Origin of the sequence: Rhodococcus sp. IEGM 1406, from assembly GCF_030056745.1 — a bacterium.
In the GTDB taxonomy this organism is placed as follows: Bacteria; Actinomycetota; Actinomycetes; order Mycobacteriales; family Mycobacteriaceae; genus Rhodococcus_F; species Rhodococcus_F erythropolis.
In genome coordinates this window covers 348,174-361,043 of record NZ_JASHKO010000002.1, presented here as the reverse complement: position 1 = coordinate 361,043, position 12,870 = coordinate 348,174, and the positions used below count along the sequence as shown (strand labels likewise).

The window sequence follows — 12,870 nt, the reverse complement described above, 5'->3', positions numbered from 1 at the left end:
TTGAGTGACAGCTGGTGCGAGAGAGTGTGGATCAGCTCTCGGACCTGAGTATTCGAGCCATCAGGAGTAGTGCCGGATCAAGCAAGTCGGTTCTGGGGCTTGCCCGTTCACTGTTCTGCCATTTTCGGAAGACGTAACGCATCGCGGCGCCTGCGGTGATGACCGTTGCCGTGGCTTCGTCGGCAGCGGCTGTATCCGAATGCAGGCGGCGATACTCGGTTCTGTGCGACAACTCCCGCGTGAGGATCCGGGTGAGTGTGTCTTCAAGATCGTGGAAGGTGGCCAGATGTTGTTGCAACAGCGTGGGGTGACGTTCGAACAATTCGCGCCGATGCGCGAGCAGATCGGGTCGCTCGTCGACGATCTGCATCGCCGCCTCGAATACCGCGAGGGCGCCGCGCAGCGGATCGTCCGGGTGCTCGCCGATGAGCGTGAGCATGGTTGCCTCACTTGGCACGACGAGCATGAGCCCACCGATCGCCGCGTCCTTGGTGGGGAAGTAGTTGAAGAACGTGCGGGTCGACAGATTGCAGGCCTCGCAGATCTTCTCGACGGTCACTTCGTCATAGCCCAGGTCGAGGACGAGTTCGACGGCAGTGTGCTCGATCAGCTGCCTCGTCGCAATTCGTTTTCGTTCGCGCAATCCGAGAGTTTCGGTTCCCATTTCATCCATAATTGCACAGAGTGCAAAGTTTCATCGAATGCAATATTTCGCCCAAGAATGCCTCATGAAATGCAAAAATGGGGATCGGGTGCCTGGTGGATAGGATGAACCGCGTGGAAGACACCTTGCCCCCTTGCCCCGAGTGCGCCGGCGAATACACCTACGAGATGGGCGCGTTGATGGTCTGCCCGTCCTGCGCGCACGAGTGGGCGCCGACCGATAGTGCCGGCGAGGACTCGGGTGTGGTGAAACTGGGTGTGGTGAAAGATGCCGTAGGAAACATCCTTGCCGACGGAGACACGGTGACGGTCGTCAAGACGCTCAAGGTGAAGGGCAGTCCGACCGGCATCAAGTCAGGTACGAAAGTGCGCAACATCCGCCTTGTCCAGGGCGTTGGCGACCACGACATCGACTGCAAGGTCGACGGCATCGGACCGATGCAATTGAAGTCGAGTGTCGTCAAGAAGGTGTGACCGGACAGCGATAGATGTCGGCTCGAAATCCTGTTCAGTTTCGACGGTTCGATAGCCACAATCGAGGAGATCTTCGACCGCTCGAACGAATGGACCGAACTGTGCCGAACTCGATCTGCCTGGCGCCCGCACTCGATAACACCACACTCGATACAGACGAGCAGTGGGAACGCATCGTCGATGCGCTGACACGCAGGGGATTCCTCGGCGCCGGGCTCGGTGTCGCGGCTGCGACATTGCTGGCAGCGTGCAGCAGTGACGAAAACGGCTCGGCGCCAAGTGGTCTCGTCACAGTGCAGGATGAGACGGGCAGTGTCGAGATTCCGTCGGATCCGCAGCGAATGGTCATCGCCCACGTCAGCGCCATGGCGACGGTCCTCGACCTCGGTGTGCCGCCGGAGAAGATCGTCGGCGGCTTCTTCGGTCTCGAAGGGGTGGGCGGCGACGCGGTGTTGCGCACGATGCCGGAGGCGGCGAACATCCCGAACCTCGGCACGGCGGGAACGTGGAACAAGGAAGCGATCATCGGCGCGTCGCCGGATCTGATCGTCATGGTCCTGACCGCCGGAAATGCTTATGCGGCAAAGTCCTACGACGAACTCTCTGCGACCGGTGTTCCAGTGTTCGCCGGCTTCAACGGGTACCTCACGTGGGACGAGATGAAGAAGTTGGTCACCTCGATGGGCGTCGCGGTCCGACGGGAAGAAGCTGCTGCGGAATTGAACGCGAGAACGGAAGAGCGCCTCCTCACAATCAAGGATCGGCTCTCGGCCCTCGGCTCGCTACCGTCGGTGACGCTGCTGCGTACCGGCGAAAACGGTGTCGTCTACAACCAGGTCGACGCTCTTCTCGATGCTCTCGGGTTCCCGGGCGATCGAGCTACATCGGAGGAGTTCACCCGCACACTCACAGCGGAGCAACTCGATCAGGTGACCAGCGACGTGATCATCGTGGGTGCATTCCAGGACCAGCAGGACGTCCGCGCGCAGTTGGCAATGAACCCGCTCTGGGAGCGTCTTCCCGCTGTCCGCTCGGGGAACATCCATTACGTCGACGACAGCCTGTGGGGCTCGGGCTATTCTCCTCGCGCGACCGAGCTGCGACTCGACGATATCGAGCGGATCTTCAGCTGACTCCGTCGTGTCACCTCGACTTATCGGTGCATTACCTCGAGAATCATGATCATGGACAAAATCAGGTTCTTCGAGCTTGTCACCGAATGGTTCGAAGTACTCGGTGTTGTCGCCATGGTCCTCGGGTTCGTGTTTGCATTCGTGATCGCGGGGCGCGCCTGGAGTCGAACGCGCGACGGTAGTTCAGCGTTTCGCACTCTGCGCGAGACGATGGGTGCGGTCATCCTTCTCGGGCTCGAGATCCTTGTCGCCGCTGATCTGGTGAAGACTGTGACGTCTTCACCGTCGCTGACCGACGCCGCAGTTCTGGGCATGATCGTTCTGATTCGGACCGTGTTGAGCCTGTCGATTCAGATCGAGATCGACGGGGTACTTCCGTGGCGCAAGGCGTTGGTGTCAAGTCCGGAACTCCTGGTACGCGCAGCGCGCGGATCAGGAGGCCGAACGACGCCCGACGCGTCGAGTTCGTAGCGATAGCCGTTGCGAGTGAAAGGTCGGGCAGATGACAGCAGTGCGTACCGAGCATCCCACTGTCGACGAGAGGCGGGCGCGCGGCCGCCAGGCGCGTAGAGATACGCCATTGGCCGCGCTCGCGGATCTGACAGAGAGTGACCGCGATCCGATATCACTGCTGGAATTGCAGGCGAAGTCGCGGGTACAGGACCTGGTGCCCATCCGATACGGGCGCATGTCGGCGTCCCGGTTCTCGTTCTTCCGTGGTGCTGCCCTGGTGATGACGGACGACTTGTCCCGAAGCCCTGATTCCGGCCTGAACAGCCAACTCTGCGGCGACGCACACCTGAGCAACTTCGGTATCTATGCGACGCCCGAGCGAAAGCTCGCGTTCGACATCAACGACTTCGACGAAACGTACCCGGGGCCGTTCGAATGGGACGTGAAACGGCTGGCCGCCAGTTTGGCGATCGCAGCGAAGGACAACGGATACTCCGGCAAAGAGCGTAAGAAGATCGTTCGCGGGTGTGCGGCCGAGTATCGCGAAACCCTGATCGCTCAGGCAGGATTGGGGAACCTCGCAGTTTGGTACGCGCACATCGCACCCGAAGACGGACTGGAAGAACTTCGCGTCGATTTGAAGAAGCGAATGCTCGAGCGGACCCAGGCGACGTTGGACAAGGCTCGTCGCCGAGACAGCGCTCAGGCTGCCGGCAAATTCACCGAAATCGTCGACGGGAGAAGGCGGTTCATCAGTGACCCGCCGCTGATCGTGCCGGCAGAGGAATTGTTCGCGGGCACCGACCTCACTCAGATCGAGGAGTTGCTACGTCAGCGCGTTCGTTCCTATCGAAGCACGTTGCAGTGGGACCGTCGGGTGTTGCTCGAAAGCTTCGAGATGACGCACATCGCGCGGAAAGTTGTCGGTGTCGGGAGCGTCGGAACGCGCGCGTGGATGATCCTGATGAAAGGCGTCGACGACGACGATCCGTTGATCCTGCAGGTCAAGGAGGCGCAGCCGTCCGTTCTCTCGGCGTACGTCGATGGCCCCACCTTCTCCAACGAGGGCGAACGAGTAGTGAACGGGCAGCGCCTGATGCAGGCCACCAGTGACATCTTCCTGGGGTGGGAGCGCGGACCGGGACTCGACGAGGATGAGCACGACTTCTACATCCGCCAACTTCGGGACGGCAAGGGATCAGCGGTCATCGAAACCATGAAACCTGAAGGGATGGAACTCTACGGGCGACTATGCGCGAGGGTCCTGGCCTATGCGCATGCTCGCTCGTCCGATCGGATTGCGATCGCCGAATATCTCGGTGACGGAACCGAATTCGATTTCGCGATCGGGGAGTTCGCGGCTGCCTACGCCAAACGCAACGCACGCGATCATGCCGCTTTGCTGACCGCGATCGACGACGGTCGCGTGTCAGCAGAGCGGGGAGTGTGACGACTCAGGCGAACACGCCGTCGAGCCAGGCCTGCCACGCTGCCGTTGCTGATCCACCGTCAGCGCCCTCTGCGAAGAGGTGATGGGCCGCGTCGACGGTGCCGCCGAAGGCGTTTCGTCCGTAGAACCGCAGCAATGCGTCCTCGGTACGCAAGCCGATGAACCAGTCGTTGATGTAGTCGACAATCGCGTCGACGGTTCCGATTCCGGGGACTTCCACCGACGCGGCTTCACCGACAGCGGTGCCCGAGGTGATTCCGAGGGCGCTGCGAAGCGTTCCCATCGCTTGCGGCGAGGACGAGGATTCCGGGCCTTCGGCTGAGACATAGGTGACGGGTTTGCCGGCGAAGTACCGCACGTATTGGCCGAGACTGTGCAGGTAGAAGTCCGTGTGCTTACTCGCGCCGTCGTACTGGTTGTCCCAGTCCTCGGCAAACACTCCGGCGTGGACGTAGCGGACAACGGCGGTGCTCTCGTCGCGGGCCTCGACGACGTACTCGAGGTTGTTGAACCAGCCGTCGGGGCCTTGCATGTGGATGGCTAGCTCGCGGGGCGGCTCCCACGTCGCGATGATCGGGCTGTCCGGACTACTGCCGTCCGCAGGGATTTCGAGCGGGGACGGGAACATCCAGCCGGCCGTCTCTGCCGAGATTGCGGCCCAGATCTGCTCGGGAGTTCCGGGGACGACCACCTCGCGGCGGATTTCGAATTTCTCGGACATCGCTACTGCTCCGTTTCGGGCGTGGTGACGTGGGGTGTGGTGACGTGGGGTGTGGTGAGACTGGGATGCAGGGCGACAACCAAGCGGTGTTTGCGCCCGGCTTCGGAATTGCCGTCGTGGTATTTGGCCACAAGTGAGTTGATCGACTCCCCGAGTTCGCCGGCGAAGGCGGCGCGGTCGGCCGCCGTGGCAAAGATGATGTCGCTGTCGATGGCAAAGGACGCCAACGGTTTTCCGGCCGCAGTTGCGCCGGCGATCAGTTCGCCGACCTCTCGGACGATCCGCGCCGCGAGAGTGACGAGCCAGCGCGCCGAGAGCTGATCCGGGAACCGGCTCGGGTCCGGCGCGAGCGCGGACATTGCAGCGGGGGAGATGACGTACGACGCGGCGCTGGCCTGCATGATCCGCTCCGTCATGTTTCCCCGCTTGCGCTCCTCGACGAGTTCGACGAGTCCGTGTTCCTCGAGAGTGCGCAAGTGGTAATTGATCTTCTGGCGCGTCAAGCCCACTCGGGGTGCCAGCGAGGATGCTGATGCCGGGACTGCCAGTTCAGCCAGAATCCGTTGGCGGATCGGATCGAGCGAGGCCTCGGCAGCTGCGGGACGATCGATGACTGCAACTTCCAACATGAGAAAACCATCCCACCGACAACCAAATCTGTCAAGACAGAAAAAATTGTCGGCGGGATGGTATTTCGGAGGTTCTCTACCGCTTCAGATCGGGCGGATTGTTCAGATCCCGCGCCGAGTACGTGTCACACGACGAAATCTGGCCGGTCTGGTATCCGGTCTTGAACCACGCCTGCCGCTGTGCGGAGGAACCGTGTGTCCAACCTTCGGGGTTGACCCGACCGGTCGTGGACTTCTGGATGCGGTCGTCGCCCACCGATGACGCCGCCGAGAGGGCGTCCCGAATATCGCTCTCGGACAAGGGCTTCAGGAATGGTTGACCGGTCGCTTCGTCGGGAATCGTGTCCGCAAAATGTGCCCAGACGCCGGCGTAGCAATCGGCCTGGAGTTCGGTGCGAACCGCGCCGGACTGCTCGCCCTGTGGGTCAGCTTGCGCGCGGCCGATGTCGCCGAGCTGATTCTGGATGTGATGTCCGAACTCGTGAGCGACCACGTACTCCTGTGCGAGCGGTCCGGCACTGGAACCGAAACGGTCGACGAGCAATTGGAAGAAGCTCGTATCGAAGTACGCCGTTTGGTCCGCCGGGCAGTAGAACGGACCGACATCACTCGACGCCTGGCCGCAACCGGTGTTGACCGAACCGCTGAACAGAATGACTTCGGGTCGCACGTATGCCGTGCCGGTCTGCTTGACCAACTGCTGTTCCCAAACGTCGTCGAGGCTTCCGACGGTCAGTGTGACGCGGCAGTTCACATCGGCGTTTGCCTGAGCGCCGGTGCACTCGTCGACCGACGACAGTCCGGTCGACGAACTCGAAGTTTCGGTGGACGTGCCCAGTAGTGAGCCGGGGTCACCGCCGAACAACAGCGCCAGGATCAGAACGATGATGCCGCCCGCGCCACCGCCGATCGCGATCTTGCCGCCGCGGCCACCGCCGCCCCCGCCGCCTTGAACCTGAACGCGTCCCGCTTCGCCGCGGGCCCCCTCGTTGAAGGTCATCTATGTCCGCTTTCTGCTGTCGTGAACAAGTGCTTGCCGTCACTTCTGGAGATAGCTTCGCATGCGATGCGGGTCCGCGTTTCCGCTCTGCGCAGTTCGCTCCGTAGGATCGCAGGCAAAGTAGTCGGTCATCGGTTATTGGAAGTAGTTCGAAAGGAATCCCGTGCTGCGCACACATCTCGCCGGTTCATTGCGACCCGAGCAGGCAGAGCAGACCGTAACGCTCACCGGTTGGGTAGCCAGGCGTCGTGATCACGGCGGAGTGATCTTCATCGATCTCCGTGATGCATCCGGAGTTGCGCAGGTAGTTTTCCGGGCAGGTGACGTGGCCGAGCAGGCGCACCGTCTGCGCGCGGAATACTGCGTTCGCGTAACCGGAACGGTCGAGGTTCGCCCCGAGGGCAACCAGAACTTCGAGATCCCCACCGGAGCAATCGAGGTCAACGCCACCGAACTCGAGGTTCTCAACGAAAGCGCACCGCTGCCGTTCCAGCTCGACGATCAGGTCGGCGAAGAAGCACGCCTCAAGTACCGATACCTCGACTTGCGTCGTGAAGGGCCCGGATCCGCAATTCGCTTGCGTTCCAAGGTAAGTGCCGCAGCGCGCGGCGTTCTCGCGCACCACGAGTTCGTCGAGGTCGAGACTCCGACGCTTACGCGTTCGACGCCAGAGGGTGCCCGTGACTTCCTCGTACCGTCACGCCTGCAGCCCGGTAGCTTCTACGCACTGCCGCAGAGCCCGCAGCTGTTCAAGCAGCTACTCATGGTCGGCGGCATCGAGCGCTACTACCAGATCGCGCGTTGCTACCGCGACGAGGATTTCCGCGCCGATCGTCAGCCCGAGTTCACTCAGCTCGACATCGAGATGGCTTTCGTCAACCAGGACGACATCATCCTGCTTGCCGAGGAAATCCTGACGGCGCTCTGGAAGCTCGTCGGCCACGAGATCAAGACGCCGATCGATCGCATGACCTACAACGAGGCAATGCGTCGTTACGGCAGCGACAAGCCGGACCTGCGTTTCGGTATCGAACTCGTCGAGTGCGCGGAGTTCTTCAAGGACACGACCTTCCGCGTCTTCCAAGCCGAATACGTTGGCGCCGTCGTGATGCCCGGTGGTGCAAGCCAGCCGCGCAAGCAGCTCGATGCCTGGCAGGAGTGGGCGAAGCAGCGCGGCTCCAAGGGCCTGGCGTACGTGTTGGTCGGCGAAGACGGCACTCTCGGTGGTCCCGTTGCCAAGAACCTGACCGACGCCGAGCGTGAGGGCCTGGCCGCTCACGTCGGAGCCCAGCCGGGCGACTGCATCTTCTTCGGAGCGGGCGCGACCAAGTCGACGCGCGCTCTCCTCGGCGCTGCCCGTGGTGAGATCGCCCGCAAGAAGGATCTCATCGATCCCGACGCGTGGGCCTTCGTGTGGATCGTCGACGCTCCGATGTTCGAGCCGACCGCCGACGCCACTGCATCCGGTGACGTTGCTCTCGGCCACTCCGCCTGGACCGCCGTGCACCATGCGTTCACGTCGCCGAAGCCGGAGTTCTTCGACACGTTCGACACCGATCCGGATTCCGCTCTCGCCTACGCCTACGACATCGTCTGCAACGGCAACGAGATCGGCGGCGGCAGTATTCGTATCCACCGCAAGGACATTCAGGAACGAGTGTTCAAGGTGATGGGTATCTCCGAGGAAGAGGCGCAGGAGCAGTTCGGCTTCCTTCTCGACGCCTTCGCCTTCGGCGCGCCTCCGCACGGCGGAATTGCTTTCGGCTGGGACCGCATCACCGCTCTCCTCGCCGGCATGGATTCCATCCGTGAGGTCATCGCGTTCCCGAAGTCCGGTGGCGGCGTCGACCCGCTGACGGATGCTCCGGCACCGATTTCTGCGCAGCAGCGCAAGGAATCGGGTATTGATGCGAAGCCCGAGAAGAAGTCAGAGGACAAGAAGTCCGAAGGCGACACCGTCGAAGCCAAGTAGAGCCGACACCGGATCGCCATGCTGCATTTGCGGGTGATCTGCCCGACCGAGCGCACCGAGCAAGTTCTCGGTGCGCTCGCGTCGCAGCGGGGCGCGACACACATCGTCGTATTACGTGATGTCGCGGTTCATCCCGCCGGCGACATGGTGGAGGCCGACGTCGCCCGTGAGGCGGCCAACGACGTCGTCGATGCTCTGACCGCTCTCGGCGTCGCCGAGGACGGCGGAATGACGCTCGTACCAGTCGAGACGGTGTTGTCGGCGGCGGCGCGCAAAGCTGAGCGCGACGTGCCGGGTGATCCCGCGGATTCCGTCGTGTGGGAGGAATTGCTGTCCCGCACTCGGGAAGAATCAACTCTCAACGGATTGTTCGTCGCGTTCCTGACGATCGCATGTCTGCTCGCGGCAATCGGCGTTGTCACCGACTCTCAGATCACGATCGTGGGCGCCATGGTCGTCGGCCCGGAGTTCGGGCCGCTGGCCGCGCTGGCTGTGGCACTCGTACGGCGGGATCGACGGTTGCGTCGACGTTCGATTCTCGCGCTCGCCGTCGGATTCCCCATCGCGATGGGCGTGACTCTCGCCGCAACGTTCGTGGTGAAGTTCTTCGGGTGGATGGACGTCGTGAGTCTCGAATCGCTCCACGAGGTCGATTTCGTCTACAAGGTCGGGCCCATCTCGTTTGTCGTCGCGCTTCTTGCCGGTGCGGCTGGAATGCTGGCACTCGTCTCGTCGAAGTCCGCTGCCTTGGTCGGAGTGTTCATCTCCGTCACCACGGTTCCTGCCGCCGGTTTCGCGGTGGTTGCGGCAGCAAACGGAGAATGGCGGATCGCCGGGTTGTCGTCGCTGCAACTGGCTGTCAACCTGGTCGGGATCGTCACTGCCTGCGTGCTCGTCCTCTGGGTCAGAACCCGGGCCGACGAGGAATTCGAAGCAGCGTTGAAAGGCATTTCTCGATTTGTCGACGAGGACAAAACTCCATGACATCGCCGGTTCGGAGTTCTGCTCACCGACAGCAGAATTCTCGCGAGAACTGTGTGCCGGTGTGGCGATTAGGGACTTTTGTCATCACCGCAGGTAGGCGGCAATTTCTGTCGCTGTGAGAGCTTGAATTCGCCGCTGTGAGTGGATGAGCTGGGCATGATCGGAGTCACTAACGGGTAAGTTGGTCGGTGATGACCGCATTACTGGCAGACCCCGTTTCCGAAGTCGTCGCAGCTGCTGAGCAGTTGCTGACACGCCGCACAGGGGCACCCGTAACCCTGGTGGATCCAGTCGATCTCGGGGGGAGTGGCCGCACCGTCGTGCTACGCGTACGTGTCGCCGAGAACCCGTTCTCGCTGCCTCGAACGCTGGTGATCAAGCAGGTCCGCGACAACTTCCAGGGAGCCACCAAAACCGCGATTGCGCTCCCCGCCGCGTCCGAAGGTGACTTCGACGTCGAGACCGCTTTCCTTCGTGAAGCGGTGTCGTATCAGTTCGCCAACGCGCTTGCCAAGGACGCACGCCCCGGCGCCGAACTGTTGGCGTCCGACCTCGATGCTCGCCTCTTGATCCTGAGTGATCTCGGCGACGCCACCGCAATCAGCGTCCGACTCGAAGACTCCGACCCGGACACCGTCACTCACACGCTGATGGCCATGGCGCAGGCCATGGGGCGCATGCACGCCGCGACCGTCGGCCGTGAGGACGACTTCACCGCACTGCTGCGTCGAGCCGAGGTCGCCCATTGCTCCGATGAAGTGGCGGATCAGGTGGGACGCGCAGTGGCCGGTGTTCCCGCGATGTTGGTGGAAAGTCTCGGCATCGATGTGAGTTCGGACATTCTCGAGCAGGTTCAGCACGCGCAGACACTGTTCAGTGGCGGTCGATTCCGCGCCTTCAGTCCGTCGGACCTGTGCCCAGACAACATCATCGTCAACGACGACGGCGTGCAGTTCCTCGACTACGAGTGGGGTGGCTACCGGGACGCCCTCCTCGACATCACCTACGCGTTGGTGTCGTTCCCCGGTTGCCTGTGCAACATCGATCTGACCGAAGAGCGGGCGTCGGCGATGGTCGATGCCTGGCGGGCCGAGGTCGTCGGGATGTGGCCGGCCCTGGCCGACGAGGCCGAATTGGGGCGCAGGATCGTCGAGGCCCAACTCATCTGGGTCTGGCTCAGCACCTATCTGTACCTGCCCGAGGATCATTCACGTATCGCCGCTGTCCGCGAGCACTATCTCTCGATTCCACGGGCCGACGCACTGGTGGGACGCTGGGCAAGACTCGCGCGTTCGGCGAAGCTCGCCGGCAACGACGCCGTCGAGGCACACGCCCGCGACGTCGTGGCGGCGCTGCGCACCGAGTTCAGTTGAGTTTCTGACTGATCACACGCAGAAGGGCGCCCGTGCATGCAGCACGAGCGCCCTTTTTCGGTCGAGTCCGCTCAGTTGTCGGAGACCAGATCGTTCTCGGACAGGTCCGTCGCCGCGAGCGCCGTCGCCAGATCAGGATGGCGGAACGTCGACGTCACCTGGTCGGCCACGACTCGGAAAGCCGAGGCCAGGGTCGCGGACTTGTCCGGTTCGGCCGCCCACGTTGCGGTCTGTTCGACGACGACCACGCCATGGTGGACGTACATCTTCCCGGGGACGAGCGTGATGCCGGCGTTGGTGGCCCACTCGCGCAGGGCAGCGAGTCCCTGGCTCGCGCCCTTGGGGCCGCCTACCTCGATGTCGTCACTTGACAACTGCAGAAGCGTGTCGATGTCTTGGGAGTTGAGTGCATCGTGCCACGCGAGGACGGTGGCGATCTCGGAGGTGCTCATGGCGACAACGCTATTACAGCGCCTTTGCCGAGGACGTGAGGGCTGGCGGAACTGCGGGTTGTGTCAAGCGTCGGTGGTCTCTAGTAGCGTCGATTCGTGAGCGATTGGCAAGCGGAAGACAGTGTGGGGGCGAAAGACGGCGTGGTGGCGGAAGACGGCCTGTTCGAGGCAACTCCGGAGGAATCCGCGATCGTCGACGAACCCGATGTCGTGTCTGTCGCCGAGCGCGCATTGTCCTCGGTGCCGCCTGGTGCTCCTCTGGCTGTCCGCATGCGCCCCCTCACTCTCGGTGAAGTTGTCGGTCAACAGCACCTGCTCGGCCCTGGTGCTCCGCTGCGCAGAATGGTCGAGGGGTCCGGCGCTGCATCGGTACTTCTGTACGGACCTCCCGGCACCGGCAAGACCACGCTCGCGTCGTTGATCTCGGGCGCTACCGGCCGTCGGTTCGAGGCATTGTCTGCCCTGTCCGCCGGCGTCAAGGAAGTCCGCGGTGTCATCGAACTTGCCCGCCGTCGTCTGCTGAACGGCGAACAGACCGTCTTGTTCATCGACGAGGTCCATCGTTTCTCCAAAACCCAGCAGGACGCCTTGCTCGCCGCGGTCGAGAACCGGATCGTGCTCCTGGTCGGCGCGACCACCGAGAACCCGTCCTTCTCGGTCGTCTCCGCGCTGTTGTCGCGCTCGTTGGTCCTGCAACTGCAATCGCTCACCGCTGCGGATGTCCAGGAACTGCTCGAGCGTGCGGTCACCGACGAGCGCGGGTTCGGGGGAGCGATCGCGATCGACGACGACGCGATGGAACACCTCGTTCGTCTGGCAGCCGGTGACGCACGCCGAGCCCTGACGGCACTCGAGGCCGCTGCCGGAGCTGCACTGGACACGGCCGGTGACGCTCCGGGCCCGGTGGTGCTCGACCTCGCGACCGTCGAGGCCAGTGTCGACAAGGCCGCGGTTCGGTACGACCGTGCCGGGGATCAGCACTACGACGTCATCAGCGCCTTCATCAAGAGCATTCGCGGCTCCGACGTCGATGCCGCCCTGCACTACCTCGCTCGGATGCTGACCGCGGGCGAAGACCCTCGTTTCATCGCGAGGCGTCTGGTGGTTCATGCCAGCGAGGACATCGGCATGGCGGACCCGATGGCGCTGCAGACTGCCACCGCCGCTGCCCAGGCAGTGCAGCTGATCGGTATGCCGGAGGCTCGTCTGGCGCTGGCACAGGCCACCATTCATCTGGCGACGGCTCCCAAATCGGGTGCGGTGATCGCCGCTCTCGGTGCAGCCATGGCCGACGTGGCCGCCGGAAAATCCGGACTGGTACCGCCGCATCTGCGTGACGGGCACTACAAGGGTGCCGAGCAATTGGGCAACGCAGTCGGATACAAGTACCCGCACGACACACGTGATGGTGTTCTGCGGCAACAGTATCCACCGGACGATCTGGTGGGTGTCGACTATTACCAGCCCACCGCACACGGCAACGAGCGAGAGATCGCCGATCGGGTGAGCAAACTCCGCCGAATCGTTCGTGGCTGACGCCTGCCAGGTTCCACCGGTCGACGCGTT

13 protein-coding genes are annotated in these 12,870 nt (G+C 62.8%); 8 read left to right on the top strand and 5 right to left on the bottom strand.

Going from position 1 to position 12,870, the window contains the following annotated elements; genetic code table 11:
* Positions 1–31 precede the first annotated feature (31 nt).
* Positions 32–664 carry a TetR/AcrR family transcriptional regulator gene (locus tag QM596_RS10960; protein ID WP_024487257.1) on the bottom strand — a complete coding sequence of 211 codons (633 nt, stop codon included), beginning with the start codon at positions 662–664 and terminating at the stop codon, positions 32–34.
* Positions 665–777: 113 nt separating this feature from the next.
* Between QM596_RS10960 and QM596_RS10955 the strand changes: the two genes are divergently transcribed.
* The 4 genes from QM596_RS10955 (at position 778) to QM596_RS10940 (ending at position 4,173) form a co-directional block, all read left to right on the top strand.
* Entirely contained in the window at positions 778–1,137 is a 360-nt protein-coding gene (locus tag QM596_RS10955; RefSeq protein ID WP_020969567.1) for a zinc ribbon domain-containing protein YjdM, read from the top strand.
* A 101-nt stretch (positions 1,138–1,238) separates the two neighbouring features.
* Positions 1,239–2,270: an ABC transporter substrate-binding protein gene (locus tag QM596_RS10950; RefSeq protein WP_283308937.1), complete on the top strand. Its 1,032-nt coding sequence runs from the start codon at positions 1,239–1,241 to the stop codon at positions 2,268–2,270.
* 51 nt (positions 2,271–2,321) lie between these two features.
* A complete protein-coding gene (locus QM596_RS10945) occupies positions 2,322–2,741 on the top strand; it encodes a DUF1622 domain-containing protein (protein WP_007728052.1) in 420 nt (139 codons plus the stop codon).
* A 31-nt stretch (positions 2,742–2,772) separates the two neighbouring features.
* Positions 2,773–4,173, top strand: a complete 1,401-nt coding sequence (locus QM596_RS10940; protein WP_019748352.1) for a DUF2252 domain-containing protein — start codon at positions 2,773–2,775, stop codon at positions 4,171–4,173.
* A 4-nt stretch (positions 4,174–4,177) separates the two neighbouring features.
* Here the strand turns inward: QM596_RS10940 and QM596_RS10935 are convergent, their stop codons facing one another.
* From QM596_RS10935 to ypfJ, 3 genes are all read right to left on the bottom strand, one after another.
* Positions 4,178–4,894 carry an SRPBCC family protein gene (locus tag QM596_RS10935; protein ID WP_113683608.1) on the bottom strand — a complete coding sequence of 239 codons (717 nt, stop codon included), beginning with the start codon at positions 4,892–4,894 and terminating at the stop codon, positions 4,178–4,180.
* A 2-nt stretch (positions 4,895–4,896) separates the two neighbouring features.
* Entirely contained in the window at positions 4,897–5,523 is a 627-nt protein-coding gene (locus QM596_RS10930; protein WP_283308936.1) for an ArsR/SmtB family transcription factor, read from the bottom strand.
* 76 nt (positions 5,524–5,599) lie between these two features.
* Positions 5,600–6,523, bottom strand: coding sequence for a KPN_02809 family neutral zinc metallopeptidase (gene ypfJ, locus QM596_RS10925; protein ID WP_021332960.1), 924 nt, complete (start codon positions 6,521–6,523; stop codon positions 5,600–5,602).
* 163 nt (positions 6,524–6,686) lie between these two features.
* Between ypfJ and aspS the strand changes: the two genes are divergently transcribed.
* From aspS to QM596_RS10910, 3 genes are all read left to right on the top strand, one after another.
* Positions 6,687–8,495, top strand: coding sequence for an aspartate--tRNA ligase (aspS, locus tag QM596_RS10920; RefSeq protein ID WP_019748356.1), 1,809 nt, complete (start codon positions 6,687–6,689; stop codon positions 8,493–8,495).
* An 18-nt stretch (positions 8,496–8,513) separates the two neighbouring features.
* Complete coding sequence (locus QM596_RS10915; protein ID WP_019748357.1) at positions 8,514–9,479, top strand: DUF389 domain-containing protein; 966 nt, start codon at positions 8,514–8,516, stop codon at positions 9,477–9,479.
* Positions 9,480–9,670: 191 nt separating this feature from the next.
* On the top strand, positions 9,671–10,852 hold the full coding sequence (locus QM596_RS10910) for a protein kinase family protein (protein WP_024487255.1): 1,182 nt from the start codon (positions 9,671–9,673) through the stop codon (positions 10,850–10,852).
* Between the two features lie 71 nt (positions 10,853–10,923).
* Here the strand turns inward: QM596_RS10910 and QM596_RS10905 are convergent, their stop codons facing one another.
* Positions 10,924–11,304, bottom strand: a complete 381-nt coding sequence (locus QM596_RS10905) for a nuclear transport factor 2 family protein (protein ID WP_019748359.1) — start codon at positions 11,302–11,304, stop codon at positions 10,924–10,926.
* 123 nt (positions 11,305–11,427) lie between these two features.
* On the opposite strand from QM596_RS10905, the gene QM596_RS10900 reads away from it, so the two are divergent.
* Complete coding sequence (locus tag QM596_RS10900; protein ID WP_070386080.1) at positions 11,428–12,840, top strand: replication-associated recombination protein A; 1,413 nt, start codon at positions 11,428–11,430, stop codon at positions 12,838–12,840.
* Positions 12,841–12,870 lie beyond the last annotated feature (30 nt).